Raw genomic sequence first — 26,459 nt, 5'->3', positions numbered from 1 at the left:
GCGCGCCTTAAGTACGCGCCGCCGAAACCCGCTGTTTCACCCAGCCGCCGAACACGTTCACGATCAGACCGGCCATGACGAGCGCCGCGCCGCCCACCTGCGCACCCGTCAGACGCTCGCCCAGCAGCAGGGCCGCCGAGGCCAGCCCGACGATCGGCACCAGCAGCGAGAAAGGCGCGACCTGGCTGGCCGGGTGCTTCGCAAGCAAGCGGCTCCACAGGCTGTAACCGAGAATCGTCGCGATAAAGGCCAGATAGACGATCGCGCCGATCGAGGCCATGCCGATGCCGGTGAGCGCGGTCTCGATCCGTTGCGGCCCTTCCATGAAATACGAGAGCACGAGGAACGGCAGCGGCGGAATCAGGCTCGCCCACACCACGAGGCCGACCAGATCGATCTTGCCCACCTTCTTGGTGACGATATTGCCAAGCGCCCACATGCAGGCCGCGCAGAGCGTGAGCACGAAACCGGCCGCCGTCATCGCCTGCACGCCGGCGCCGCTCACGCCTGCCGACGACTGCAGCCCGATCAGCGCCAGGCCGCTCGCCGCGATCAGCAAGCCGATCACGTTCTGCGCGCGAAACCGTTCGCCGAGGAAAAAAGCCGCGAACACCAGCGTGAAGAACGCCTGGGCCTGCAGCACGACCGACGCGAGACCGGCGGGCATGCCCACGTACATCGCGCTGAAGAGGAAGGCGAACTGGCCGAACGAGATCGTCGCGCCATAGGCAAACAGCCAGCGCAGCGGCAGTTTCGGGCGTTTGACGAACAGCACCGCCGGGAACGCGGCCAGCGCGAAACGCAGCGCGCCGAGTAACAACGGCGGGACGCCGTGCAGCCCCACCTTGATCACGACGAAATTCACACCCCACGCAATCACCACGACCAGGGCAAGCAACAGGTCCTTCGGCGACATCTCCGGCTCCGGTTATTGTTCTGTCAAATGAAACTGCAAGTTTAACGGTTGGGTCGCCCGGGCCTTGACCTCAGCCTTACACAGACTTAACGGCGCACTGTCAGAGCGAGCGTTAGAATGGGCGCCTGTCGGCGCGGCGCCCCCCCCCTCCTGCGCCTCGAAACCCCATTCGCACCGTCCGGTTCATCAAGGAAGCGTCCATGTCCTCATCGATCAAAGCGGTCCTCAAGCCCCATCAGCGCGACATCGGCAATCTCTATGTGCGCCGTGTGCTGCCCGCGATGGCAGCGCGCCTCGTCGGGCCGTTCATTTTCTTCGACCACATGGGCCCGGCCACGCTCGCGCCCGGCGCAGGCGTCGATGTGCGCCCGCACCCGCACATCGGCCTCGCCACGGTCACGTATCTGTTCGACGGCGAGATGATGCATCGCGACTCGATCGGCTCGCAGCAGAAAATCCTGCCCGGCGACGTCAACTGGATGACGGCGGGACGCGGCATCGTCCATTCGGAGCGCACGCCCGAAGAAAGCCGCGACGGCAGTCTCACGATGCACGGCATCCAGACCTGGGTCGCGCTGCCGCTCGAACACGAAGACACCGATCCCTCGTTCTTCCACCACGAAGCCGCCACGCTGCCCAAGGTCGAACGCAACGGCGTGACGCTGTGCGTGATCGCGGGCACTGCGTTCGGCGCGACGGCTCCCGTCAAGACCTTCTCCGGCACGCTTTACGTAGCCGCTGATTTCACGCCGGGCAGCGTCATTGCGCTCGACGCGGAGCACGAGGAACGCGGCGTTTATCTCGTCGAAGGCGATCTGACGATCGACGGCACGCCGCTCGAACAACACACGATGGCCGTGCTCACGCCCGGCGAAACCGTGACGCTCGCAAGCACCAACGGCGCGCGCGTGATGCTGCTGGGCGGCGAAAAGCTGGCGGGCGAGCGCTTCATCGAATGGAATTTCGTGGCCAGCTCGCGCGAGAAGATCGAAGCCGCCAAGGCTGCATGGACGCGCCAGGAAATGGGGCAGGTTCCGGGCGAAACGGAATGGATTCCGTTACCCCAGAAAAAGCCCGCGCATTGAAGCACATGGATTCGCCCCCATCTTCGCGACGAACGGAATTTACCTGACGAGGACGCAATGGATACCACTCTGGCCACTTTTGAAAAGGACGTGATCGAGGCGTCGGCGCTCGCGCCCGTGCTGGTCGACTTCTGGGCGCCGTGGTGCGGCCCGTGCAAGACGCTGGGCCCGATGCTCGAAAAGCTCGAAGCCGAATACGCGGGCAAATGGAAGCTCGTGAAGGTGAATGTCGACGAAAACCAGGAGCTGGCCGCGCACTTCCAGGTGCGCAGCATTCCACACGTCGTCGCTTTCGCGGATCGCCAGGCGGTGGACCAGTTCATCGGCGTGTTGCCGGAAAGCCAACTGCGCGCGTTCCTCGACCGCCTGATCCCGGATTCGGCCGAAGCCTCGCGCCTCGCCGCCCAGGAAGCGCTTGCCGAAGGCCGCCGCGAGGATGCCTATGAGGCGCTGCAGGCCGCGCTCGCCTACGACCCCGGCTTCGACGAAGCGCGCATGGACCTGATCGAGCTGCTGCTCGCCGACAACCGCGCCGACGAGGCGCACAAGGAAGTCGAGCTGCTCTCGCCCAAGACCACGCAGGGAATCGATACGCGCTTCAATGCGCTGAAGACCCGCCTGGACGCGCTGGACGCAGCCGCCGATCTGCCACCGACCGACGCGCTGGAAACGCAGGTGAGCGCCAACCCGGACGACCTCGAAGCACGCTTCGATCTGGCGAGCGCGCTGATTGCGCGGCGCAAGTACGCGGGCGCGCTGGAACATCTGCTCGAAATCGTGAAACGCGACCGCACGTTCCGCGAAGATATCGGCCGCAAGACCATGCTGTCGGTGTTCGATCTGGCCGAACATCAGCCGGAACTGGTCAGCGAATGGCGGCGCAAGTTGAGCGCAACGTTGAACTGAGCCTACGCTGCAATGAGACTCAAAAGCCCGCTCATTGCGGGCTTTTTGCTAGAGGCGGGTCTTGCGGTTATGTCGCAAGCCGCCGCCCTTCACCGCGCGTTCGCCTGATGCGCAAGCGTGCGCAACACATACGCCGCCGCCGCAAAACCAAAGCTCGCCGTCACGCACACGCTCGATCCAAAGCCCGCGCAATTCAGCCCCACCGGACCGTGATGGCCCGGCGAGGTCGTCACATGCTCGGCCTCGTTATCGACATCGCACACGGCGGCTTCCGGATAGATCAACGGCTCGTCCGAATACACCGCGCTCACCTTGAAGCGCGCTTTCGGGCCGCGCGGAAAACCGTGGTGCTTGCGCAGTTGCCCGCGCACCTTCGAAAGCAGCGGGTCCTGGATGGTGAGCGCGAGATCGTCGATGCGGATGCGTGTGGGATCCAGCTGCCCGCCCGCGCCGCCCACGGTGATGAGCGGCACGCGATGCTCGACGCACCACGCAATCAGCGCGGTCTTGGTGCGCACGCTGTCGATCGCATCCACCACGTAGTCAAAGCCGCTACCCAGCAGCGCGTCGAAATTCGACGGCTCGACGAAATCCTCCACGAGCCGCACGTCGCACGCCGGGTTGATGAGCTTGATGCGCTCGGCCATCGCCTCGACCTTGGGCTTGCCGTAGTTGCCGTCGAGCGCGTGGATCTGGCGGTTGGTGTTGCTCTCCGCCACGTTGTCGAGGTCGATCAGCGTGAGCGTGCCGATTGCGCTGCGCGCAAGCGCCTCCGCGACCCACGAACCCACTCCGCCGATGCCGATCACTGCGACACGCGCGCGCTCGAACGCGTCGAGCGCGGGTGCGCCGTAAAGCCGCGCCACGCCGCCGAAGCGGCGCGCCCGGTCGGCGACATCGGCCGCGTCTGGCGCGGTAAGATCGGCGGGGTCGGCCGCGGGTTGGAACGAGGCGGTCGAAGCGGAAAGCGGTGTACTGGTGGACATGACGGTAGAAGATCGAAAGCGGACCGATTGCGTACTGTCACGGCCCTGGCAAGACCCGTATTTTGCCTGATCGCGCCGGCCTGGGCTCACGTCGGGCTCGGCTCAGGGCGATCTCGGCGCGCCCTGCCCGCTCGCGGCATCCGGCCCCGCATTCTGATTTCTGGTTATACTCGTCCGCACTGAAGCGTCTGCATAGAACATGACCTCCCTCGCCGATCTCCGCAAGAACTACTCGCTCGGCTCGCTCGACGCCGCCGATGTCGACGCCGATCCGATCCGCCAGTTCCAGACCTGGCTCAACCAGGCGCTCGACGCGCAATTGCCCGAACCCAACGCGATGACCGTCGCGACGGTCGACGCCGCAGGCCGTCCGGCCGCGCGCATCCTGCTGATCAAGGGCGTGGACGAGCGCGGTTTCGTGTTCTTCACCAACTACGAGAGCCGCAAGGGCCGCGAACTGAGCGCCAATCCGCACGCCGCGCTGCTGTTCCACTGGATCGAGCTGGAGCGTCAGGTTCGTATCGAAGGCCGCGTCGAGAAAACCAGCGACGCCGAAAGCGACGCCTACTACCATTCGCGTCCACTCGGTTCGCGCATTGGCGCGTGGGCGTCGGAGCAAAGCGCGGTGATCGACAGCCGTGGGCAACTCGAAGCGCGCGAGCGCGAAATCAGCGCACAGTATGGCGATGCGCCGCCGCGTCCGCCGCATTGGGGCGGTTATCGCCTCGTGCCGGACGCGATCGAATTCTGGCAAGGCCGCCCGTCGCGGCTGCACGACCGTATCCGCTATACGCGCGACAGCGTGCAGGCCCCGTGGCGCATCGAACGGCTCGCGCCTTGAGCGCAGGCTGATCGTCAAGCGCTCCCAGGTGCGCAGAACCCCGTGCGCCCTGCAGTTTTGCCGTGTTTTTAGTTCGCTTTTAGCTGGTCGTCAGCATCGCAATTCGCTTTTGTCTTTTTGCTTGAGCCGTTCAATCGACAGCAATCAACCCGCATGGGACCGGAATGAGTGCCCCGCACTCGCTCCGGGCGACACGGAGAGAAACGCATGTTCTGGGAGAAAAAACTCGCACAGTGGGTCGACGAGGTGCGCAGCAAGGCCAACCTGCCCGCGCGCCTCGTGCTCTGGAGCGGCCAGCAATACGATTTCGGCCACTTCGCCGCGCCGCAGGTCACGCTGAAGGTCAATAGCGCTTCGGCGCTGCCGCTGCTGCTCGAACCGAGCCTCGACAATCTCGGCGAGGCCTACGTCAAAGGCAAGATCGACATCGAGGGCAAGGTCGCCGACATCATCAACATCGGCTACTCGCTCGCGCGCAGCACAGTCACGAGCGCCGGCAAGCTCGCGCGGGTACGCCGCTACTTCACGCATTCGAAGAGCACCGATCGCCGCGCCATCCAGTATCACTACGACGTCTCGAACGCGTTCTACAAGCTCTGGCTCGACGAGAACATGGTCTATTCCTGCGCGTACTTCGAAAACGGCGACGAAGATCTCGCCACCGCGCAGATCAAGAAGATCGACCACATCCTCACCAAGATCCAGTTGCGCGAAGGCCAGACGCTGCTCGATATCGGCTGCGGCTGGGGTGCGCTGGTGCTGCGTGCGGCGCAGAAGTTCGGCGCGCGCTGTGTGGGCGTGACGCTGTCGCAGAACCAGTTCGATCTGGCCACCCAGCGCGTGAAGGACGCAGGGCTGGAAGACCGCATCGAAATCCGCCTGCAGGACTATCGCGACGTGCAAGGCCAGTTCGACCGCATCACCAGCGTGGGCATGTTCGAGCACGTCGGGCGCAAGAATCTGCCCGGCTACTTCACGAAAGTGCGCGAACTGCTCGCCGACGACGGCATCGCCATGAATCACGGCATCACGTCGTCGGACGCCGAAAGCGGCGAAACGGCGCTGGGCGGCGGCGAATTCATCGACCGCTACGTGTTCCCCGACGGCGAGTTGCCGCATATCAGCCTGGCGCTGGAAGCAGCACAGCGCGGCGGTCTGGAAGCGGTTGACGTGGAGAGCCTGCGCCGTCACTATGCGCACACGCTCGATATCTGGGCCGATAACTTCGAGGCGCACGCCGAGGAAGCGAAAAAGCTCGTCGACGACGAGAAGTTCCGCATCTGGCGCGTCTATCTGGCGGGCTGCGCGTACGCCTTCGAGCACGACGATGTGTCGATTTATCAGATCGTTTGCCGCAAGGCCGGCCGCAGCGCGACGACGCTGCCGTGGTCGCGCCGCTATATGTACGAAAAGCCGCTGTGATGCGCCTGCGCGAGTGGGGGCGAGCGGCGTTCGTCGTCGCCCGCCCTCACCCGCCACCCTGAAATCTGCATGAACGAACGCGAAGACGGCCTGTTCCCTGATCTGCCGGATCTGCCCGATCTCGGGGCGCAAGACAACGAAGGATCGGCTTCCACGCCGCGTGCCGCGCGTGCGGCTTCGCGACGCGCCACGCCCGTCGAGCGCCCGGCGCAAGCGCAAACCGATCTGTTCGGCTTCGTGCCGCCGGAGCCGCCGCCGAAGCGAGCCGAACGCGCGTCGATAGCCGAATCCGAACCCGCCGAAAACACCGCAGCAAGGCCTGCCGATTCGCCCGCTCCCAAACGCCGCGCGCGCGGCGTGCTGCCCGCCGAGCCCGGCCAGGACGTGCTCGATCTCGCCGCCGATCTGCCCGCCAGCGTGCGGCTGGGCACCTCGTCGTGGTCGTTTCCGGGCTGGAACGGCATCGTCTACGGCGACGACTACAGCAACTCGAAGCTCGCCCGCGAGGGCCTCGCCGCCTACGGTGCGCAACCGCTGCTGCGCTCGGTGAGCATCGACCGCTCGTTTTACGCGCCGTTGAGCGTCACCGACTATCTGCGTTACGCCCAGCAGGTGCCGGATCATTTTCGCTTCATCGTCAAGGCGCCGGCGCTCATCACCGACGCCAGCGTGCGCGGCGATCGCGGCGAGCCGGTTTCGGCCAACCCGTGCTTTCTGAACCCGGAAATGGCCGCGCGCGACTTCGTCGAGCCGTGCCTCGCGGGCCTGGGCCGGAAAGCGGGCGCGCTGGTGTTCCAGTTTCCGCCGCTGCCCGATCAATTGCTTGCCGATCCTGGCGTGTTCGTCGAGCGCTTGTCGGCTTTTCTCGCCGCGTTGCCGCCGCTGCCCGCGCCTGCGGAAGACGCCGCGCCCGGCGACGCGACCTGCTACGCCGTCGAGATCCGCGACGGTATCCTGCTCACGCCGCGTTTCGTGCGCGCGCTGCGCGCGGCGGGCGTGCGTTACTGCGTCGGACTGCACGCGCGCATGCCCGACCCGCTGCGCCAGGCGGCCGCCCTCGCGCTGATGGACGGCGAAGCGCCCGCCGGGCCGCTGATCGTGCGCTGGAGTCTGCACAGCGGCTTCAAGTACGAACAGGCCAAGGCGCGCTACGAACCGTTCGACAAACTCGTCGACGAAGACCCGCACACGCGCGACACGCTCGCCGAACTGGCCGCGCGCTACGCGATCGCGGGCCAGCCGGTGCTGATCACGACCAACAACAAGGCCGAGGGATCCGCGCCGCTCTCCTGCCAGAAACTCGCCCGCGCCATCGCCGACGAAATCGCGCGACTGCGCGAGGAACTCGAGCCGTAAATGAAAACGGGCGCAGCCCGATTTCTCGAACCGCGCCCGCTCTGGCGTCGTGAGCGATCCCGACTACGTCCGCTCAAGCCTTGAGCCGATGCGCGAACTTCTGGCGGAATTTCGCCACCTTCGGCGCCACCACGAACGCGCAATAACCCTGATCGGGATGCTGCTCGAAGTAATTCTGGTGATAGGCCTCGGCGGGGAAATAGTTGCCGTCGAGCGGCAGCACCTGAGTGACGATCTTGCCGTCGTAGACGCCTTCGGCCGCCAGCTCGCCGATCGCCTGCCCGGCGATTTCGGCCTGTTGCGGCGAATGCGTGAAGATCACCGAGCGATACTGCGTGCCGACATCATTGCCCTGACGGTTCAGCTGGGTCGGATCGTGAATCGCGAAGAAGATGTCGAGGATCTCGCGATAGCTGATCTTCGCCGGATCGAAATCGACCTTCACGACTTCGGCGTGGCCGGTCACGCCGTCGCAGACCTGCTCATAGGTCGGGTTGAGCGTCTGGCCGCCCGCATAGCCCGATTCCACCGCCGTCACGCCGTCCACACGCAGATAGACCGCTTCGAGGCACCAGAAACATCCGCCGCCCAGGGTGGCCGTTTCGATCGTCTGACTCATGCTCAACTCTCCTTTGACAATGGCGGGCGCGCCGCGCGCGCCACGCGCACAAACGCGCGGTAAGCGCTGCGCGAATTGGTCTAAATCCCTGCCGCGCGCCGCTTTTCGCTAAAATTGGGGCAATTCGCCGAAATTCCACATGACGTTCATTCCGACTTCCGCTTCGACCAAGGGCGTGCAGCCATGACCCGCCGCGCCAGCCCGCCCAACTTCGACGCCGCCTCGTTCCGCCGCGCGCTCGGCCAGTTCGCGACCGGCGTGACGGTCATCACGACGCGCGCGCCCGACGGACAGCTCATCGGCATTACCGCCAGTTCGTTCAATTCGGTGTCGCTTAATCCGCCGCTGGTGCTCTGGAGCCTCGCGACGCGTTCGGCGTCGATGCCGGTGTTTCGCAGCAACAGCCATTATGTGGTCAATGTGCTTGCAGCGTCGCAGCTCGACCTGTGCAAGCGCTTCGCCACCGTGAAGGGCGACCGCTTCGAAGGCGTCTCGCACGCAGCGGGCGATTCCGGCATGCCGGTGCTGGACGGGGCGATCGCCTGGTTCGAGTGCCACAACCGCAGCCGCTACGACGAAGGCGATCACGTCATCTTCGTCGGCGAGGTGGAGCGCTGCGGCGTGCGCGAGGATCTCGATCAGGCCTCGCCGCTCGTGTTCCACGGCGGCGGTTTCCACAAGATCGAGCCGCTTTAAGAGCGAAAAGCGGTCTAAAAGCCCGGCGCGCCGGGCTTTCGTTTGCCTTAGTGCAAGCTCAATTCGCCTTCGGCTCGCCGCGCTGGGCGATCAGATCGACCGGCACGCCCGCCTCCACCTTCAGCGTCGTAAGCACGATATTCGAGCGGATATCCATCACGCCCGGCGCCTTGTACAGCTTGTTGAGCACGAAATCCGAGTAGTGCTTGAGGTTGTGCGCGAGCACGCGCAGCAGATAGTGCGTCTCCCCCGTCACCACATACGCGCCCACCACTTCGGGCCAGTCGCGCAGCGCCGTGACAAAGCGCTCGTGCCAGCTTTCCTGGTCGTTGCGCATCGACACCTGCACGAAGGCCTCCATCTCGAAACCGAGAATCTCCCGGTTCAGACTGGCGCGGTAGCGCTCGACCACGCCCTGCTCTTCGAGCAGGCGCAGCCGCCGCAGACACGCGGAAGGCGATAGCGAAATTCGTTCGGCCAGATCGAGGTTACTGATGCGTCCCTCGTTCTGAAGAACGGCGAGAATCCGGCAATCGGTTGCGTCGAGCGAGATAGCGTTCATATTTGGTCCCCTTTCCCCTCTTGTAACAAATTATGTGCCAAGAACTGTAGCCTAAGGCGTTTTTTTCGCAAGCACATTTCGCGGCGGGTTGCCTATCATTCGAAAAATACGGAGACAACCTTGTCAGCGCAATGAAAAAGCTCTGGGATATTTCCCCCTCGATCCATCCTGCAACGCCCGTCTGGCCCGGCGACACGACTGTGAACGTCGAACGTGTCTGGCGCATGGAAGCCGGCTCGCCGGTCAACGTGGCGCGCGTGACGCTTTCGCCGCATACGGGCGCGCACACCGATGCCCCGCTGCACTACGACGCCGAAGGCGCGCCCATCGGCGAGGTGCCGCTCGATACGTATATCGGCGCATGCCGCGTGATTGACTGCATCGGCGCTGCGCCGCTGGTGCTGCCCGAACATGTAAAAGCTGCGCTCGACGGCATCCCGCCGCGCGTACTGCTGCGCACCTATGCGCAGGCGCCGCAGGATCGCTGGGACAGCGCGTTTTGCGCGGTCGCGCCCGAAACCATCGAGTTGCTCGCCGCACAGGGCGTGCGTCTTATCGGCATCGACACGCCTTCGCTCGACCCGCAGGAATCGAAGACGATGGACGCGCATCACCGCATCCGCGCGCATCGCATGGCGATTCTCGAAGGCGTGGTGCTCGACGAAGTCGCCGCCGGCGACTACGAGCTGATCGCGCTGCCGCTGAAATTCGCGACGCTCGACGCCAGCCCCGTGCGCGCCGTGCTGCGCGCCCTGCCCGAATAACAGCACGCACCCAAACAGCTTCGATTGCCCTTGCGCTTGCCCTTTCGCTTGCACCGCAATCGCCCCGAGACCCCTTCAGCTACCTTCAGCTACCTTCAGGCCCCCATCGATATGAACGACCGTAACGAAGCCCTGGCGCTCGACAGCGCCGACCCGCTCGCGGCCCTGCGCGAGCAATTCACGCTCGCCCCCGAGACCATCTATCTCGACGGCAATTCGCTGGGCGTGCCGCCCAGCGCCAGCGCCGCGCGCGCCCAGGCCGTGATCGGCGGCGAATGGGGCGAAGGCCTGATCCGCAGCTGGAACACCGCGGGCTGGTTCGCGCTGCCGCGCCGTCTGGGCAACAAGCTCGCCCCGCTGATCGGCGCGGCCGAGGACGAAGTGGTCGTCACCGACACCATTTCGATCAACCTCTTCAAGGCGCTGTCCGCCGCGCTGCGCGTCGCCAATGAGCGCGATCCGAAGCGCCGCGTGATCGTCTCCGAGCGCTCGAATTTCCCGAGCGATCTGTACATCGCGCAAGGCCTGATCGAGCAGCTCGATCGCGGCTACGAGCTGCGTCTGGTGGACGATCCGTCCGAGCTGCGCGCCGCGATCCGCGAGGACGTGGCCGTGGCCATGATCACGCACGTGAACTACCGCACCGGCGAGATGCACGACATGCGCGCGCTCACCGAACACATCCACGCGCAGGGCGCGCTCGCGCTGTGGGATCTGGCGCATTCGGCGGGCGCGGTGCCGGTCGATCTGAACGGCGTGAATGCCGATTACGCGGTCGGCTGCACCTACAAGTATCTGAACGGCGGCCCGGGCTCGCCGGGCTTCGTGTGGGTGCCCAAACGCAACCAGAACACCTTCTCGCAGCCGCTGTCGGGCTGGTGGGGCCACAAGTCGCCGTTCGAAATGAACCCGACCTATCGCCCCGACGACGGCATCGGCCGCTATCTGTGCGGCACGCAGCCGATCGTGTCGATGTCGCTGGTCGAATGCGGCCTCGACGTGTTCCTGCAAACCGATATGCAGGCGATCCGCGCCAAGTCGCTCGCGCTCACCGATCTCTTCATCGAACTGGTGGAAACGCGTTGCAAGGCGTTCGATCTCACGCTCGTCACGCCGCGCGAGCATGCGCAGCGCGGCTCGCATGTGAGCTTCGAGCATCCGCATGGCTATGAAGTGATGCAAGCGCTGATCGCGCGCGGCGTGATCGGCGATTATCGCGAGCCGCGCGTGCTGCGCTTTGGTTTCACGCCGCTGTATGTACGTTACGTCGATGTCTGGGACGCCGTGGAAACGCTGCGCGACGTGCTCGCGACCGAATACTGGCGCAAGCCGGAATTCGCCGCACGCGGCGCAGTGACCTGAGGAGCGCGCGATGACCGACCATATGCAGATTCCCGGCGCGCCCGAGCAGACGAGTGCATCGAACGACGCGCCGCGCGGCGGTTGTCCGTTCGGGCATGGCGCGGCCCACGGTGCGCCGTCCGCGCCGTCCAGCGTGCAGGAAAAAGGCGACGGCTGGCACGACGCCCAGCTCGACTTCTCGGAGTCGATGAGCTACGGCGACTACCTCGGGCTGGACAAGGTGCTCAACGCGCAGCATCCGCTTTCGCCCGATCACAACGAGATGCTGTTCATCGTCCAGCATCAGACCAGCGAGCTGTGGATGAAGCTCGCGCTGTATGAGTTGCGCGCGGCGCTCGCCAACGTGCATCGCGATGCGCTGCCGCCCGCCTTCAAGCAACTGGCGCGCGTCTCGCGCATCCTGGAGCAACTGGTGCAGGCCTGGAGCGTGCTGTCGACGCTCACGCCGTCTGAGTACACGGCGATGCGGCCGTATCTGGGCGCGTCATCCGGCTTTCAGTCGTATCAGTACCGCATGATCGAGTTTCTGCTCGGCAACAAGAACGCGCAGATGCTCAAACCGCACGAGCATCGCCCGGAGATTCACGCCCAGGTGAAGGCGACGCTCGACGCGCCGTCGTTCTACGACGAAGTGATCCGCCTGCTCGCGCGGCGCGGTTTCGCGATCGCACCGCAGCGCCTGAACCGCGACTGGAGCCAGGCGACCGAACACGATACGACGGTCGAAGCGGCATGGCTGGAGATTTACCGCAATCCCTCGAAGCACTGGGATCTGTACGAGATGGCCGAAGAGCTCGTCGATCTGGAGGACGCGTTCCGCCAGTGGCGCTTCCGCCATGTGACGACGGTGGAGCGCATCATCGGCTTCAAGCAGGGCACGGGCGGCACCAACGGCGCGCCGTATCTGCGCAAGATGCTCGATGTGGTGCTGTTTCCGGAGTTGTGGCACGTGCGCACGGTGCTGTAACGCGTTTCAGATGCCAGGAATGCAAAAAGCCCGCCATCTGGCGGGCTTTTCTTCTGCAAAGGCGCGGAAGGCTAAACGGGGTCGCCTCAGACCACCACGGTCTGCGCTTCGCCTTCGCGGCTTTCGCGCACGAAGCCGATCTTCCAGACCTGCTCGCCCGCTGCGGCCAGCAGCGCGGCGGCGGCTTCAGCCTGATCGGCCGCCACGACCACGGCCATGCCGATGCCGCAGTTGAACACGCGATGCATTTCCGCATCCGCCACGCCGCCTTCCTTCTGCAGCCACGAGAACAGCGGCGGCAGCGGCCATGCGGCATGGTTCAGCTCAGCCGTGAGACCTTCGCGCAGCACGCGCGGAATGTTTTCGACCAGACCGCCGCCGGTGATGTGCGCCATGCCCTTTACGGTGATGGTTTCCATCAGCTTGAGCAGCGGCTTGACGTAGATGCGGGTGGGCGCCATCAGCGCGTCGCCAAGCGTGCGGCCGTCGAAGTCGGCGTTCAGGTCGGGGTTCGCGCGCTCGATGATCTTGCGCACCAGCGAGAAGCCGTTCGAGTGGATGCCGCTCGACGCCAGACCCAGCACCACGTCGCCCGGGGCGATGGTGCTGCCGTCGATGATCTTGCTCTTTTCGACCGCGCCGACCGCGAAGCCCGCCAGGTCGTATTCGCCGTCCGGGTACATGCCCGGCATTTCAGCGGTTTCGCCGCCGATCAGCGCGCAGCCCGACAGTTCGCAACCGTGTGCGATGCCCTGCACGACAGTGGCCGCCGTATCGACGTCCAGCTTGCCGCAGGCGAAGTAGTCGAGGAAGAACAGCGGCTCGGCACCTTGCACGAGGATGTCGTTGACGCTCATCGCGACGAGATCCTGGCCGACCGTGTCGTGTTTGTTCAGATGAAACGCGAGGCGCAGCTTGGTGCCCACGCCGTCCGTGCCCGACACCAGCACGGGTTCCTTGTATCGCTTCGGCACTTCGAACAGCGCGCCGAATCCGCCGATGCCGCCCATCACGCCTTCGCGCAGGGTCTTCTTCGCAAACGGCTTGATGCGGTCGACGAGCGCGTCGCCCGCGACCATGTCGACGCCAGCGTCGGCGTAGGAGAGGCCTTGTTCCTGATTAGCGGGGCCGGATTTCGGTTGATTCATGGGGAAGCGCCAGAAGGTCGGTAAAATGCGATTTTAACCGATTGACGGCGACCCGCCGACGCGCCCAGGGTCAGTTTTTTGGGATGACGCAACGCGACGGCGCCTTGAATGCGCACGGCGCGCTCGCAACGACGGGCGCGCCGCGGCGAGCCAGCACGGGCAGGAGACAAGGCGAACGACGCGCAGAGCACGGCTCGCGCAGGACCGACGCCAGCCCGCCCTACCACCGGAAAACAACGTTTTGTCGCAGAACACACCGATTTTCACGCCGTACCAGCGTCAGGCCTTCATCTGGGCCGCGCTTGCGCTCGCCTTCGGCATCGTGCTGTGGCTGCTGCGCCCCGTGCTCACGCCTTTTCTGCTCGGCGGGCTGCTCGCCTACGTGCTGCAGCCGGGCGTGGCGTGGCTGGTGCGCAGGCGCGTGCCGCGCGGTCTCGCCGCACTCACCATGATGCTGCTCTTCGCGCTGGTCGTGACCATGCTGGTCGTGCTGCTGCTCGCCGTGATCCAGAAGGAAGGGCCGCAGCTCAAGCAGCAGGTGCCCGCGATGATCACGCATCTGCACGACTGGCTCACGCCCAAGCTGGCGTTTCTGGGCGTACGCGACGATGTGCTCGACTTCCAGAGCCTGCGCGACCTGATCACGAGCCGCATCGAAGGCAGCGCGCAGACCGTTGCGCTCTACGCGTGGACGTCGATCCGCACCAGCAGCAACGTGGCGATCGAAGTCGTTTCGAACGCCGTGCTGGTGCCGCTCGTGCTGTTCTATCTGCTGTACGACTGGAACGCGATGCTCGCGCGCGTGCAGACCTTCGTGCCGCGCCGCTGGTTTGCGCGCACCATGGAACTGGCGGGCGAAATGGACCGCATGCTGGCGCAATATCTGCGCGGCCAGTTGCTGGTGATGGCGATCCTCGCGGCGTTCTACGCGATTGCGCTGTCGATCGCGGGCTTCGAAGTGGCGCTGCCGGTAGGCGTGTTCACGGGCCTCGCGGTGCTGATTCCGTATCTGGGCTACGCAACGGGCCTCGTGCTCGCGCTGGTTGCCGCGCTTTTGCAGTTCGGCAACTGGTATGGTTTCGGCGCGGTGGCGCTGATCTACGGCGTGGGCCAGGTGCTCGAAGGCTTTTTCCTCACGCCACGGCTCGTGGGCGAGCGCATCGGCCTGCATCCGCTCGCGGTGATTTTTGCCTTGCTCGCCTTCGGGCAACTGTTCGGGTTCTTCGGCGTGCTGCTCGCACTGCCGGCCAGTGCGATCCTCTCGATCGCCCTGCGTGAATTGCGCCGCAGCTATCTCGCCAGCGCGCTCTATCGGAATTGAACGAGCAGGAACCGCACACGCACTGACAGCACAGAGAGCACAGAGAGACCCGACACTTCGGCCAGACATACCGTGCAGCGACAGCTAACGCTCGATCTCGGCACCCCGCCGCCATCGACCTTCGACAACTTTCACACCGGCGCCAACGCGGAGCTGGTGGCGCGCCTGCGCGGGCTCGATGCCGCGCTCGCTGCGGGCGTCGATCCGAAGGCCGACCGCACGTTCTACGTCTGGGGAGAGCCCGGCAACGGCCGCTCGCATCTGCTGCGCTCGCTCGCTTATGAAGCGCCGCCGGGCCATGTGCGCTATCTCGGGCCGCAAAGCGCTCTGGCTGCCTTCACCTTCGATGCGCGCGTGACCATCTACGCGGTCGACGACTGCGATTCGCTCTCGGGCGCGCAGCAGATCGCCCTCTTCAACCTCTTCAACGAAGTGCGCTCGCATCCGGCCACGGCGCTGGTCGCCACCGGCAATGCGCCGCCGATGGGTCTCGCGGTGCGCGAGGATCTGCGCACGCGCCTGGGCTGGGGTCTGGTGTTCCATCTCGCGCCGCTCTCGGACGCAGGCAAGGCCGCCGTGCTCAAGCAAGCGGCGCGCGAACGCGGCATCAATCTAGCCGACGACGTGCCCGCCTATCTGCTCACGCACTTTCGCCGCGACATGCCCAGTCTGATGCGCCTGCTCGACGCGCTCGACCGCTTTTCGCTGGAGCAAAAGCGCGCGGTGACGCTGCCGCTGCTGCGCACGATGCTCGCCAACGGCGAAGGACCGCTGAGCCCCGAGGCGCTCGCGGGCGACGACGCCGCGCTGTTCGCGATGCCTGCCGAGGAGGAGCAGATCGTCGAGATCGCCGATCTGCCAGACCCGCGCGAAGCAGAGAACGAGGCCGACCCGGAGCCCGCCGCCGCCGCAGGCGTCGAACTCGAACTGTTCCCGCTGCTGGACGCGAGCGACCCGAGCCCGGTCGATCCGGCCTACGAAGCGCCCAGGGCCCCGGCCCTGCAGACCCGCGAGCCGATCGGCGACAAGCCCTTCGAGCCGCCCACCGACAATGTCGATGGCGAACTGGGGGTCAAATTCCGCGACGTGGTCCATCGCGAACTGGGCACCGACCTGCAAGGCGAGGTCAACGCCGACGTCAGCAACGAATTGACCGGCGAGCTGAACGGCGATCTCGATCCGCCCGCTGTACCCGCCGACGCGAATGAGCCTGAGGCGGCGCACGCTGCGGCCAGCCCGTCCGAAACAGCGCAAGCGCAGCCGGACGCAGCGGACACATCGAACGCCCCGGACGCAGCACCCGCCCCCGCTCCCGCCGAACCCGACACGCAGCCCGCCCCGCCGACGCACGTCGGCACCGGCAACGGCTTCACCCGCTTCAAGTAAAATGAGCGCCCATGGCTAATCTCGCACTTTTCGATCTCGATCACACGCTGATCCCCACCGACAGCGACCACGAATGGGGCCGCTTCATGGTGAAGCTCGGCCTCGTGGACGCCGAGCGCTTCACCGAGCAGAACGACTTCTTCTACGGTCAGTACAAGGCCGGCACGCTCGACATCAACGCGTACCTCGTCGCCGCCCTCACGCCGCTCGCGAAGCATTCGCGCGCGCAACTCAAGGCCTGGCACGATCAGTACATGCACGAAGTCATCAAGCCGGCCATGCTGCCGGTGGCGATCGAACTCGTGCGCCAGCACAAGGACGCGGGCGACCTCGTCTGCATGGTCACGGCGACCAACGAATTCATCACCGCGCCCATCGGCGAAGCCTTCGGCGTGGACAAGCTGATCGCGTGCGAGGTCGAAACCGTGGACGGTCATCCGGAATCGGCTTTCACAGGCCGCCCGACCGGCACGCCGAGCTTCCGCGAAGGCAAGATCACGCGCGTCGAAGCCTGGCTCGCCTCGATGGGCAAGAGCTGGTCGGACTTCGATCGCAGCTACTTCTACAGCGACTCGCACAACGACATTCCGTTGCTCGAGAAAGTCACCGACCCGATCGCGACCAACCCCGACGACACCCTGCGCGCCCACGCGCAACAAGCAGGCTGGCGCATTCTCGATTTGTTCCAAGCCTCGTGATCAAGAAATTCATCCGCAAGCTGTTCGGCCAGGACGACGCCGAAGCCGTTCAAACGCCGGGCGAACACGGCGACGACGCCCACGCAGCAGCGCATGACGGCGACCAGGCCGTTGGCACCGCTGTTGGCACCGCCGTTGGCACCACCACCCGCGCGCGCCGCAAGACCGTCACCGTCAAGAAGGAAACCAGCGCGCGCGGCGCGCCGGGCAAGAAGGGCGCCGCCGATCCGACCACGCCCGTGATCCTCTCCGCCGATGTGCACGGCATCAACCCGGCGCTGATTTCGCGCAACGCGGTGCGCGTGACCGAAGGGCTGCAACAAGCCGGCTTCCGCGCGTTCATCGTCGGCGGTGCGGTGCGCGACCTGCTGCTGGGCGTCGCGCCCAAGGACTTCGACGTCGCCACCGACGCCACGCCCGATCAGGTGCAGAAGCTGTTCCGCCGCGCGCGCATCATCGGCCGGCGCTTCCAGATCGTGCACGTGCAGTTCGGCCAGGAAATCATCGAAGTCTCGACGTTCCGTGCGCTGGTCGATGCGCCCGCACCCGCGCCCAGCGCCGCGCCGGTCAAACGTATGCGCCGCGACGAACTCGACCGCAAGACGCATCATGTGGACGCAAGCGGGCGCGTGCTGCGCGACAACGTCTGGGGCGAGCAGCACGAAGACGCCACGCGCCGCGACTTCACGATCAACGCGATGTACTACGATCCGGCCACGCAAACCGTGCTGGACTACCACAACGGCATGGCCGACATGCGCGCGCGCCTGCTGCGCATGATCGGCGACCCTGCCACGCGCTATCGCGAAGATCCGGTGCGTATGCTGCGTGTGGTGCGTTTCGCGGCCAAGCTCGGCTTCGAGATCGAAGAACACACGCGCGCCCCGATCCTGGAAATGGCCGACCTCATCAACAACGTGCCGGCGGCGCGTCTGTTCGACGAGATGCTCAAGCTGCTGCTCTCGGGCCACGCGCTCGAATGCCTGCGCTGGCTGCGCAAGGAAGGCCTGCATCACGGCCTGCTGCCGCTGCTCGACGTGGTGCTCGAACAGCCGCAAGGCGAGCGCTTCATCACGCTCGCGCTGTCGAACACCGATGCGCGCGTGCGTCAGGGCAAGCCGGTGTCGCCGGGCTTCCTGTTCGCCACGCTGCTTTGGCACGACGTGCAGCAACGCCTCACGCAGTACACGGCCGAAGGCGAATTCCCGGTGCCCGCGCTCAATCGCGCGATGGACGACGTGATCGACATGCAGACCGAGAAGCTGGCGATCCATCGCCGCTTCTCGTCGGATATGCGCGAGATCTGGGGCCTGCAACTGCGCCTCGAAAAGCGCGGCCGCAGCGCGATCAAGCTGCTGGAACACCCGCGCTTCAGAGCGGGGTATGATTTTCTCCTGCTGCGCTGCGAGTCGGGCGAGCTCGACGCCGAAATCGGCCAGTGGTGGACCGACTTTATCAGCGGCGATCTGGCCGCACGCGAAACGCTGCTCAATGCGGGCGGCACCCGCGAGCGTTCGCCGCGCAAGCGCCGCCGTCGTGGCGGAGCGAAAAACCGTAAAGCGGGCGAAACTGCTGCCGGAACCGAGAGTGACGGCGCGGATTCGTCGCACGACCAGGGCGACGACGGCCCGTACGAGGACTGACGCCATGCAGGCGCAGCGTAGTGTGGGCGCGCTCCATGCGCCTTTGCAACGATAGCCGCAGGAAGTGAAGCCATGACGGTTGCCTGGCTGGGAATGGGCGCGAATCTGGGGGATGCGCGCCAGACCCTCAAAGACGCGGTGGTGTGTCTTGCGCAGCAAAGCGCCATCACCATCGTCGCCAAATCGAGTCTGTACCGCACCGCGCCGATCGACGCGGGCGGCGACGACTATTTCAATTGCGTCGTGAAGCTCGAAACGTGCCTCACGGCGCACGATCTGCTGGCCCTGTGCCAGCGCATCGAGCATCATTTCGGCCGCGAGCGCCCCTTTCGCAACGCGCCGCGCACGCTCGACATCGACGTGCTGATGTTCGGCGACACCGTGATCGACGAGCCCGGGCTGATCGTGCCGCATCCGCGCATGACGCTCCGCGCGTTCGTGCTCGCGCCGCTCGCCGAAATCGATGCGGACCTGCTCATTCCGGGCCAGGGCGTGGTACGCACGTTCCTGCCCGGCGTGGCCGATCAGCGTATCGAAAAGTTGCGGCCGCTGTGTCAGTGCCTGGGTGTCGCGCCAGAACCCGATGGCGAGAGCGCCATCGACGATAAAAAGCCAGGCGGCTGCCGGTGAACACGCCCTTGCCGATCGTCACCGCGCGCGCCACCCGGCCCGCGCTCGACTACATCGTGATCGAAGGGCCGATCGGCGCGGGCAAGACCGCACTGGCCACGCGTCTGGCCGAACGCTGGCAGATGCAGACGCTGATCGAATCGCACACCGACAACCCCTTTCTCGAACGCTTCTACCGCGATGCCTCGCGTCACGCGCTGGCCGCGCAGCTTGCCGTAGCGCTGCAGCGCGAGCGCCTGTCGCATGAAGTGAGCGCACGGCGCGGCGCGGGCGAGCCGCTCGTGACCAACTTCCTCGCCGAGCGCAACGACGTGTTCGCGCGTCTCACGCTGCCCGAAGAGGAACTGCCGCTCTATCGCGCGCTCGCCGCGCGTTTGCCCGTGCAGGCGCCGCCGCCGGATCTGGTGGTCTACCTTCAGGCGAGCCCTGAAGCCCTCTTCGCGCGCATCCAGAAACGCGCCGTGCCGGTGGAACAGCACATCTCCGACACCTTCCTGCGTGGGTTGTGCGACAGCTACAACGAATTTTTCTATCATTACGACCGTGCGCCGGTACTGACGGTCGGCGTCGAGAATCTGAATCCGCTCGACTCCGACGAGGACCTTGCCCTGATCGCCGAACGTATCGAAACAATGCGCGGGCGCAAGGAATCGTTCGTCAAGGGCACCTCGCTCTGAGCCTCGCCAGGCTCGTTCCAGCGACCGCCCTGCCGGTTTCCCCCTCCATAACGGATCACCCCAGGATTTCCCCATGAGTTATCTGCAGGAAACGAGCCGCAGCGCGGTCACCGTGCCCAAGCTCCAGTCCATGCGCGACGCCGGCGAAAAGATCGCCATGCTCACGTGCTACGACGCCAGCTTCTCCGCGCTGTGCGATCGCGCGGGCGTCGATACCGTGCTGATCGGCGATTCGCTCGGCAACGTGCTCCAGGGCCACACCACCACGCTGCCCGTCACGCTCGACGACATCGCCTATCACACGGCGTCGGTGGCGCGCGCGCAGACGAAGGCGCTGATCGTCGCCGATCTGCCGTTCGGCACCTTCGGCACGCCCGAAGAAGCCTTTGCCAGTTCGGTGAAGCTCATGCGCGCGGGTGCGCAGATGGTCAAGATCGAGGGTGGCGAATGGCTCGCCCCCACGGTGAAGATGCTGGTCGAGCGCGCGGTGCCGGTGTGCGCGCATATCGGCCTCACGCCGCAGTCGGTACACGCCTTCGGCGGCTTCAAGGTGCAGGGCAAGACCGATGCGGGAGCGGCCCAGCTGGTGCGCGACGCGCTGGCGCTCGAAGCAGCGGGCGCGCAGCTGGTGGTGATCGAGGCGGTGCCCTCGGCGCTCGGCGCACAAGTCACGAAGCAGTTGCGCATTCCGACCATCGGCATTGGCGCGGGCGTGGACTGCTCGGGCCAGGTGCTGGTGCTGCACGACATGCTGGGCATTTTCCCCGGCAAGCGTCCGCGCTTCGTGAAGGACTTCATGGAAGGCCAGCCGAATATCGAATCGGCCGTGCGCGCCTATGTGAAGGCGGTCAAGGACGGCTCGTTCCCTGGACCTGAGCACGGCTTCTGAAGCCGTTTTTCGTGCCGATATGAAAAAGCGCGTGACCTTGATGGCACGCGCTTTTTGTTTGGGGCTGCGTGGTGGCGCGGTTTTACATCAGCTTCGCCGGCACTGCGCCGCGCAGGGCGTTGGTAAGCAGGAGCGCTTCGGCTTCCAGCACGTCGGCACGCGTGAGGACACGCTCCTGCGCGCCCAATGTCTGATCGTCGAGTAGCACGCCGCGCATCACGCCCGGGAGCACGCCCGAAACCAGCGGCGGCGTCCACCACTGACCGCCGAGCTTCACGAACACGTTCGAGCGGCCGCCTTCGGTCAACTCGCCGCGCTCGTTGAAGAAGAGCATGTCGAAGGCGCCTTGTGCTTCCGCCGCGCGCCATGCGCGGTCGAATTCGGCGCGGCGCGTGGACTTGCGCAGCAGGAGCGCATCCGCGGAGGCAACCGGCGCGAAGCCGTGGTCCGACGCGAACATCACGCCCACGGTGTCGTGCGCCAGCGGCGCAAGCGGTGCGGACGTCAGCGTGATTTCGCCGCTTTTGGCCAGCGCAACGCGCACGCGATGCGGTGCGTCACTCGCGTCATCGTCCGGCCATGCGGCGCAGGCCTGCGCGAGACGCGCCCGCAATGCCTCGACATCGCACGGGAAATCGAACCACGCGGCGCTCGACGCAAGCCGCGCGAGATGGCGTTCGAGGTGGCGCACGCCCTGGGCGCGCGTTGCGTACATCGTTTCGAACAGTTCGATGCCGGGATCGGCTCCGGTCAGGAAGCGGGCTTTCAAACGCATCTCCTCATATTCGTCGGCGGCCACGCTGTCGAGCACGATGCCCGCGCCCACTCCCATCTCGCCGCGGCGTATTCCCGCCGTGGCCGCCTGCGCGGCTTCCAGCGTCAGCGTACGGATCACCACCGAGAGGCAAAAATCGCCGCAGGCATCGCCATCGCGCGGCGCGTCGAACCAGCCGATCGTGCCCGTGTACAGCCCGCGCGGGCCATGCTCCAGCGCGTCGATCAGCTCCATCGTCCGATGCTTGGGCGCGCCGGTGATCGAGCCGCAGGGGAACAGCGCGCGCATCGCGTCGGCGAATGTGGTGCCTTCGCGCAGCTTCGCTTCGACCGTCGAGGTCATCTGCCACACCGACGCATACGGCTCGACGCTGAACAGCGCCGGCACGCGCACGGTGCCAGTCTGCGCCACGCGCGAGATGTCGTTGCGCAGCAGATCGACGATCATGACGTTTTCGGCGCGGTTCTTGGGATCGTTGCCGAGAAACCGCGCGGCGGCGGCATCCTCGGCCGGATCGGCCCAACGCGCGGCGGTGCCCTTCATCGGCTTGGCGCGCAGGGTGTCGCCGTGTTTCTCGACGAACAGCTCCGGCGAGCACGACAGCACCCAGCGGTCGCCCGGCAGCGCGATCAACGCGCCGTAACGCACGCGTTGACGCTCGCGCAAGCGCCGATACAGCGCGAGCGGCGAACCAAACGCCTCGAAACCGAGCCGATAGGTGTAGTTGACCTGATACGTGTCGCCGATGCGCAGCGCGTCCTGCACTGCGCCGATGTCGCGCTCGAAGCGCTCGCGGTCCACGCCCATCGTCACGCCTGCGATGCCTGCGGGATGCGGTGCATGCTCGTCCGATGTGCAGCCCTCGCGCGCCGCGAGCCACGCATCGGCTTCATCGCGCGAGAGCTTCTCGCAGCGTTCGAACAAGAAAAAACGCAGCGCGGCGTGGCCGTGCTGCGTTTCATGAATGGGGGCGCTCTGCTGGCCGAGCACGAGTGCGCGCCCGAAGTCGTAATCGCCGAGCACGAGGCTGTGCAGCCCCGCCTGCTGCGCGGCGCGCACCTGTTCGCAAATCACGTCGAGATCGGCTGGGCGCTCGCACGCGAGTTCGCGCACGAAGCCCGTATAGAGACGGCTCGAACGGCGCTGCGCCGTCGAGTCGCCATCGTCGAGCAGCGCGAACACCGCGCCGCCTGGAGTAACGGCCATTGTGTGACTACCTGCCTGACTGGTCCGGAGCACGCTGGCGTTTCAAGCCAAACCCGCAGCGCGCCCCGAAACCCGCGCATCAATCGAAGAAGCTCTTGACGCGGTCGAACCAGCTCTTGCTTTGCGGGCTGTGGCGCGAGCCGCCTTCCACGAGCGACTTCTCGAACTGCTGAAGCAGTTCGCGCTGGTGCTCGGTGAGCTTGACCGGCGTTTCCACCTGCACGTGCACGTAGAGATCGCCCGCGATGCTCGAACGCAGACCCTTGATGCCCTTGCCGCGTAGACGGAACGTCTTGCCCGACTGGGTGCCTTCGGGAACCGGGAAGGTCGCGCGGCCCGCCAGCGTGGGCACTTCGATCTCGCCGCCGAGCGCGGCCGTCGAGAACGGAATCGGCATCTGGCAATGCAGATCGTCGCCGTCGCGCTCGAACACGCCGTGCTGCTTGATGTGGATCTCGACGTACAGGTCGCCCGAGGGACCGCCGTTGATGCCCGGCTCGCCGTTGCCGGCCGAGCGGATGCGCATGCCGTCGTCGATGCCCGCCGGAATCTTCACTTCCAGCGTCTTGGTTTCCTTCACCTTGCCCGCGCCGTGGCAGGACGTGCAGGGTTCAGGGATGTACGAACCGGTGCCGTGACACTTCGGGCAAGTCTGCTGGATGCTGAAAAAGCCCTGCGACATGCGCACCGAACCCGAACCGTGACAGGTCGGGCAGGTTTCCGGCTTGGTGCCGGGCTTCGCGCCCGAGCCGTGGCAAACCTCGCAACTGCTCCAGCCCGGCACGCGGATCTGCGTTTCGTAGCCGTGCGCCGCCTGCTCCAGCGTGATTTCCATGCTGTAGCGCAGGTCCGCGCCGCGATACACCTGCGGGCCGCTGCGCTGGCCGCCGCGGCCGCCGGCCGCCTGGCCGAAGATATCGCCGAAGATGTCGCCGAAAGCGTCCGCGAATCCGCCGAAGCCCTGCGTACCCGCGCCGCCCATGTTGGGATCGACGCCCGCATGGCCGTACTGGTCGTAAGCCGCGCGCTTTTGCGAGTCCGACAGCATTTCATAGGCCTCTTTGGCCTCCTTGAAATGCTCTTCCGCATCCTTGTTGTCCGGATTGCGGTCGGGGTGGTACTTCATCGCCAGCTTGCGATACGCCTTCTTGATTTCGTCGTCGCTCGCGTTCTTCGCGACGCCCAGAACCTCGTAGTAATCCCGTTTCGCCATATCGGTTCAACGCCAAAGCGCACGCTGCGCGCACGCCGGCTCCTCTTGAATGCTGGATCTCGTGACCCGTTAGCCGCTCTTCCTGAACCCCGCGCACGCGCTTCTCACCGACTTCAAACGCGCTTGCGGCCCCTGAAAAAGAACGGCCTCCATAAAACAAATGTGCCCGGAGAGCCGTGAAGGCTCGCCAGGCGCTGCAATGCAGAACGCATCGTAACCGATGCGGCCGCCGCCGTCCTTGCTGCTCTGGCTGCAACCGCCAACGGTTGCAGCCTCGGCATCCGGACGCTTAGTCCTTCTTGACTTCCTTGAACTCGGCGTCGACGACGTCGTCGGCGTGGTTCTGCGCGCCTTGCTCGGCACCGGCGGCACCTGCACCCGCCGCGCCCGCTGCACCTGCCGCGCCAGCCTGCTGCGCCTGCATGTCGGCGTACATCTTTTCGCCGAGCTTCTGCGAAGCGGTGGACAGCGCCTCGACCTTCGCTTCGATCGTCGCCTTGTCAGCCGACGTATCCTTCAGCGTCTCTTCGAGTTCCTTCAGTGCGGCTTCGATCTTGTCCTTTTCGGACGCATCGATCTTGTCGCCGTACTCGGCCACTGCCTTCTTCGTGCTGTGCACCAGCGCATCGCCCTGGTTGCGCGCATCGGCAATCTCACGCAGACGGTGATCTTCTTCCGCGTTCGCTTCGGCGTCCTTCACCATCTTCTCGATTTCGGCTTCGGACAGACCCGAGTTCGCCTTGATCGTGATGCGGTTTTCCTTGCCGGTCGCCTTGTCCTTCGCGCCGACGTGCAGAATGCCGTTCGCGTCGATATCGAAGCTCACTTCGATCTGCGGCACGCCGCGCGGTGCGGGCGGAATGCCTTCGAGGTTGAACTCGCCCAGCAGCTTGTTGCCCGCCGCCATTTCGCGTTCGCCCTGATACACCTTGATCGTCACGGCCGACTGGCTGTCGTCAGCCGTCGAGTAGACCTGCGAGTGCTTGGTCGGGATCGTGGTGTTCTTGTTGATCATCTTCGTCATCACGCCGCCGAGCGTCTCGATACCGAGCGACAGCGGGGTCACGTCGAGCAGCAGCACGTCCTTGCGGTCGCCCGACAGAACCTGGCCTTGAATCGCGGCGCCAACGGCCACGGCTTCGTCCGGGTTCACGTCGCGGCGCGGGTCCTTGCCGAAGAACTCCTTGACCTTCTCCTGCACCTTCGGCATACGCGTCTGGCCGCCGACGAGGATCACGTCGTCGATGTCGCCAACCTTCACGCCTGCGTCCTTGATCGCCACGCGGCACGGCTCGATGGTGCGCTCGATCAGGTCTTCGACCAGCGCTTCCAGCTTGGCGCGCGTGATCTTCAGGTTCAAGTGCTTGGGACCCGAAGCGTCCGCCGTGATGTACGGCAGGTTGATTTCAGTCTGCTGGCCCGACGACAGTTCGATCTTGGCCTTTTCGGCGGCTTCCTTCAGGCGTTGCAGCGCGAGCACGTCCTTCGAGAGGTCGACGCCCTGCTCTTTCTTGAATTCGCCGATGATGTAATCGATGATGCGCTGGTCGAAGTCTTCGCCGCCGAGGAACGTGTCGCCGTTGGTCGAGAGCACTTCGAACTGCATCTCGCCGTCCACATCAGCGATTTCGATGATCGAGATGTCGAACGTGCCGCCGCCCAGGTCGAACACGGCGATCTTGCGGTCGCCCTTCTCGGCCTTGTCGAGGCCGAAAGCCAGTGCGGCTGCGGTCGGTTCGTTGATGATGCGCTTGACTTCCAGACCGGCGATGCGGCCTGCGTCCTTGGTGGCTTGACGCTGGCTGTCGTTGAAGTACGCGGGAACCGTGATCACGGCTTCCGTGACCGGCTCGCCGAGGTAGTCTTCAGCGGTCTTCTTCATCTTGCGCAGCACTTCTGCCGAAACCTGCGACGGTGCGAGGTTCTGGCCGTGCGCGGCAACCCATGCGTCGCCGTTGTCATGCTTGACGATCTGGTAGGGCATCAGGTTGATGTCCTTCTGCACTTCCTTTTCGTCGAAGCGGCGGCCGATCAGGCGCTTGACTGCGTACAGCGTGTTGCGCGGGTTGGTGACCGACTGACGCTTGGCCGGTGCGCCGACCAGCACTTCGTTGTCGTCCATGTAGGCGATGATCGACGGCGTCGTACGGGCGCCTTCCGAGTTCTCGATCACCTTGACCTGATTGCCTTCCATCAGCGCCACGCACGAGTTCGTGGTGCCAAGGTCGATACCGATGATTTTGCCCATTTTTCTCAATTCTCCAATTTTGATCCGCTGTTGCGTGCGCCGCTTGTCGCTTTGGCTGGCGCTACGCCTCAATTCATTCAGAACTGCTGCCCAAATAAGTGCCGAGACGGCGTTTTCAAGAGCTTCGGGCTATGCGTTCGTTA

At 65.3% G+C, this 26,459-nt stretch carries 23 protein-coding genes and 1 pseudogene; 16 read left to right on the top strand and 8 right to left on the bottom strand.

Annotated features, from left to right (window positions below; all coding sequences use genetic code 11):
• Positions 1 to 7: 7 nt before the first annotated feature.
• Positions 8 to 916: an EamA family transporter gene (locus F4827_RS13710; protein WP_183724486.1), complete on the bottom strand. Its 909-nt coding sequence runs from the start codon at positions 914 to 916 to the stop codon at positions 8 to 10.
• Between the two features lie 200 nt (positions 917 to 1,116).
• Between F4827_RS13710 and F4827_RS13705 the strand changes: the two genes are divergently transcribed.
• Together F4827_RS13705 and trxA are read left to right on the top strand one after the other, a co-directional pair.
• Positions 1,117 to 2,001, top strand: a complete 885-nt coding sequence (locus F4827_RS13705) for a pirin family protein (protein WP_183724485.1) — start codon at positions 1,117 to 1,119, stop codon at positions 1,999 to 2,001.
• Between the two features lie 57 nt (positions 2,002 to 2,058).
• The gene (trxA, locus tag F4827_RS13700; protein WP_183724484.1) at positions 2,059 to 2,907 is read left to right on the top strand and encodes a thioredoxin; all 849 of its coding nucleotides are present in this window, start codon (positions 2,059 to 2,061) and stop codon (positions 2,905 to 2,907) included.
• Positions 2,908 to 2,996: 89 nt separating this feature from the next.
• Here trxA and F4827_RS13695 read toward each other — a convergent pair whose 3' ends face one another.
• Positions 2,997 to 3,893: a ThiF family adenylyltransferase gene (locus tag F4827_RS13695; protein WP_183724483.1), complete on the bottom strand. Its 897-nt coding sequence runs from the start codon at positions 3,891 to 3,893 to the stop codon at positions 2,997 to 2,999.
• Between the two features lie 199 nt (positions 3,894 to 4,092).
• On the opposite strand from F4827_RS13695, the gene pdxH reads away from it, so the two are divergent.
• The 3 genes from pdxH (at position 4,093) to F4827_RS13680 (ending at position 7,512) form a co-directional block, all read left to right on the top strand.
• Positions 4,093 to 4,734 carry a pyridoxamine 5'-phosphate oxidase gene (pdxH, locus tag F4827_RS13690; RefSeq protein WP_183724482.1) on the top strand — a complete coding sequence of 214 codons (642 nt, stop codon included), beginning with the start codon at positions 4,093 to 4,095 and terminating at the stop codon, positions 4,732 to 4,734.
• A 207-nt stretch (positions 4,735 to 4,941) separates the two neighbouring features.
• Positions 4,942 to 6,156: a cyclopropane-fatty-acyl-phospholipid synthase family protein gene (locus F4827_RS13685; RefSeq protein WP_183724481.1), complete on the top strand. Its 1,215-nt coding sequence runs from the start codon at positions 4,942 to 4,944 to the stop codon at positions 6,154 to 6,156.
• A 69-nt stretch (positions 6,157 to 6,225) separates the two neighbouring features.
• Positions 6,226 to 7,512 carry a DUF72 domain-containing protein gene (locus F4827_RS13680; RefSeq protein ID WP_183724480.1) on the top strand — a complete coding sequence of 429 codons (1,287 nt, stop codon included), beginning with the start codon at positions 6,226 to 6,228 and terminating at the stop codon, positions 7,510 to 7,512.
• 73 nt (positions 7,513 to 7,585) lie between these two features.
• Here the strand turns inward: F4827_RS13680 and msrA are convergent, their stop codons facing one another.
• Positions 7,586 to 8,131: a peptide-methionine (S)-S-oxide reductase MsrA gene (gene msrA, locus F4827_RS13675; protein ID WP_183724479.1), complete on the bottom strand. Its 546-nt coding sequence runs from the start codon at positions 8,129 to 8,131 to the stop codon at positions 7,586 to 7,588.
• 183 nt (positions 8,132 to 8,314) lie between these two features.
• On the opposite strand from msrA, the gene F4827_RS13670 reads away from it, so the two are divergent.
• Entirely contained in the window at positions 8,315 to 8,827 is a 513-nt protein-coding gene (locus F4827_RS13670; protein ID WP_183724478.1) for a flavin reductase family protein, read from the top strand.
• 58 nt (positions 8,828 to 8,885) lie between these two features.
• Here the strand turns inward: F4827_RS13670 and F4827_RS13665 are convergent, their stop codons facing one another.
• On the bottom strand, positions 8,886 to 9,389 hold the full coding sequence (locus F4827_RS13665) for an Lrp/AsnC family transcriptional regulator (RefSeq protein ID WP_103702042.1): 504 nt from the start codon (positions 9,387 to 9,389) through the stop codon (positions 8,886 to 8,888).
• 131 nt (positions 9,390 to 9,520) lie between these two features.
• On the opposite strand from F4827_RS13665, the gene kynB reads away from it, so the two are divergent.
• From kynB to kynA, 3 genes are all read left to right on the top strand, one after another.
• The gene (gene kynB, locus F4827_RS13660) at positions 9,521 to 10,153 is read left to right on the top strand and encodes an arylformamidase (RefSeq protein ID WP_183724477.1); all 633 of its coding nucleotides are present in this window, start codon (positions 9,521 to 9,523) and stop codon (positions 10,151 to 10,153) included.
• A 111-nt stretch (positions 10,154 to 10,264) separates the two neighbouring features.
• Positions 10,265 to 11,515, top strand: a complete 1,251-nt coding sequence (kynU, locus tag F4827_RS13655) for a kynureninase (protein ID WP_183724476.1) — start codon at positions 10,265 to 10,267, stop codon at positions 11,513 to 11,515.
• 10 nt (positions 11,516 to 11,525) lie between these two features.
• The gene (kynA, locus tag F4827_RS13650) at positions 11,526 to 12,482 is read left to right on the top strand and encodes a tryptophan 2,3-dioxygenase (protein WP_183724475.1); all 957 of its coding nucleotides are present in this window, start codon (positions 11,526 to 11,528) and stop codon (positions 12,480 to 12,482) included.
• An 86-nt stretch (positions 12,483 to 12,568) separates the two neighbouring features.
• On the opposite strand, the gene purM is transcribed toward kynA, so the two are convergent.
• Complete coding sequence (gene purM / locus F4827_RS13645; protein ID WP_183724474.1) at positions 12,569 to 13,630, bottom strand: phosphoribosylformylglycinamidine cyclo-ligase; 1,062 nt, start codon at positions 13,628 to 13,630, stop codon at positions 12,569 to 12,571.
• A gap of 241 nt (positions 13,631 to 13,871) precedes the next feature.
• On the opposite strand from purM, the gene F4827_RS13640 reads away from it, so the two are divergent.
• The 7 genes and pseudogenes from F4827_RS13640 (at position 13,872) to panB (ending at position 20,874) form a co-directional block, all read left to right on the top strand.
• Positions 13,872 to 14,951, top strand: coding sequence for an AI-2E family transporter (locus tag F4827_RS13640; protein ID WP_183724473.1), 1,080 nt, complete (start codon positions 13,872 to 13,874; stop codon positions 14,949 to 14,951).
• 72 nt (positions 14,952 to 15,023) lie between these two features.
• Positions 15,024 to 15,716 (top strand): annotated as a pseudogene (hda, locus tag F4827_RS13635) (DnaA regulatory inactivator Hda); the annotation flags it as partial.
• A 632-nt stretch (positions 15,717 to 16,348) separates the two neighbouring features.
• Positions 16,349 to 17,035, top strand: coding sequence for an HAD family phosphatase (locus F4827_RS13630; RefSeq protein WP_183724472.1), 687 nt, complete (start codon positions 16,349 to 16,351; stop codon positions 17,033 to 17,035).
• Positions 17,032 to 18,678 (top strand): polynucleotide adenylyltransferase PcnB, encoded by a 1,647-nt coding sequence (gene pcnB, locus F4827_RS13625; RefSeq protein ID WP_183724471.1) that lies wholly within the window; start codon positions 17,032 to 17,034, stop codon positions 18,676 to 18,678. The genes F4827_RS13630 and pcnB overlap by 4 nt, the downstream gene beginning before the upstream one ends.
• Before the next feature lie 72 nt (positions 18,679 to 18,750).
• Entirely contained in the window at positions 18,751 to 19,308 is a 558-nt protein-coding gene (gene folK / locus F4827_RS13620; protein WP_183724470.1) for a 2-amino-4-hydroxy-6-hydroxymethyldihydropteridine diphosphokinase, read from the top strand.
• On the top strand, positions 19,299 to 19,985 hold the full coding sequence (locus tag F4827_RS13615; RefSeq protein WP_183724606.1) for a deoxynucleoside kinase: 687 nt from the start codon (positions 19,299 to 19,301) through the stop codon (positions 19,983 to 19,985). The genes folK and F4827_RS13615 overlap by 10 nt, the downstream gene beginning before the upstream one ends.
• A gap of 73 nt (positions 19,986 to 20,058) precedes the next feature.
• Positions 20,059 to 20,874, top strand: a complete 816-nt coding sequence (gene panB, locus F4827_RS13610) for a 3-methyl-2-oxobutanoate hydroxymethyltransferase (RefSeq protein ID WP_183724469.1) — start codon at positions 20,059 to 20,061, stop codon at positions 20,872 to 20,874.
• Between the two features lie 82 nt (positions 20,875 to 20,956).
• On the opposite strand, the gene pabB is transcribed toward panB, so the two are convergent.
• The 3 genes from pabB to dnaK all read right to left on the bottom strand — a co-directional run bounded on the left by pabB (position 20,957) and on the right by dnaK (position 26,316).
• Positions 20,957 to 22,855: an aminodeoxychorismate synthase component I gene (pabB, locus tag F4827_RS13605; protein WP_183724468.1), complete on the bottom strand. Its 1,899-nt coding sequence runs from the start codon at positions 22,853 to 22,855 to the stop codon at positions 20,957 to 20,959.
• A 79-nt stretch (positions 22,856 to 22,934) separates the two neighbouring features.
• Complete coding sequence (gene dnaJ, locus F4827_RS13600; protein WP_183724467.1) at positions 22,935 to 24,068, bottom strand: molecular chaperone DnaJ; 1,134 nt, start codon at positions 24,066 to 24,068, stop codon at positions 22,935 to 22,937.
• A 289-nt stretch (positions 24,069 to 24,357) separates the two neighbouring features.
• Positions 24,358 to 26,316 (bottom strand): molecular chaperone DnaK, encoded by a 1,959-nt coding sequence (gene dnaK, locus F4827_RS13595; RefSeq protein WP_183724466.1) that lies wholly within the window; start codon positions 26,314 to 26,316, stop codon positions 24,358 to 24,360.
• Positions 26,317 to 26,459 lie beyond the last annotated feature (143 nt).

Source organism: Paraburkholderia bannensis (assembly GCF_014200455.1).
GTDB classification, from domain to species: Bacteria; Pseudomonadota; Gammaproteobacteria; order Burkholderiales; family Burkholderiaceae; genus Paraburkholderia; species Paraburkholderia bannensis_A.
Note: the sequence above shows the minus strand (reverse complement) of the source record. Positions and strands in the feature narration are given on the sequence as shown.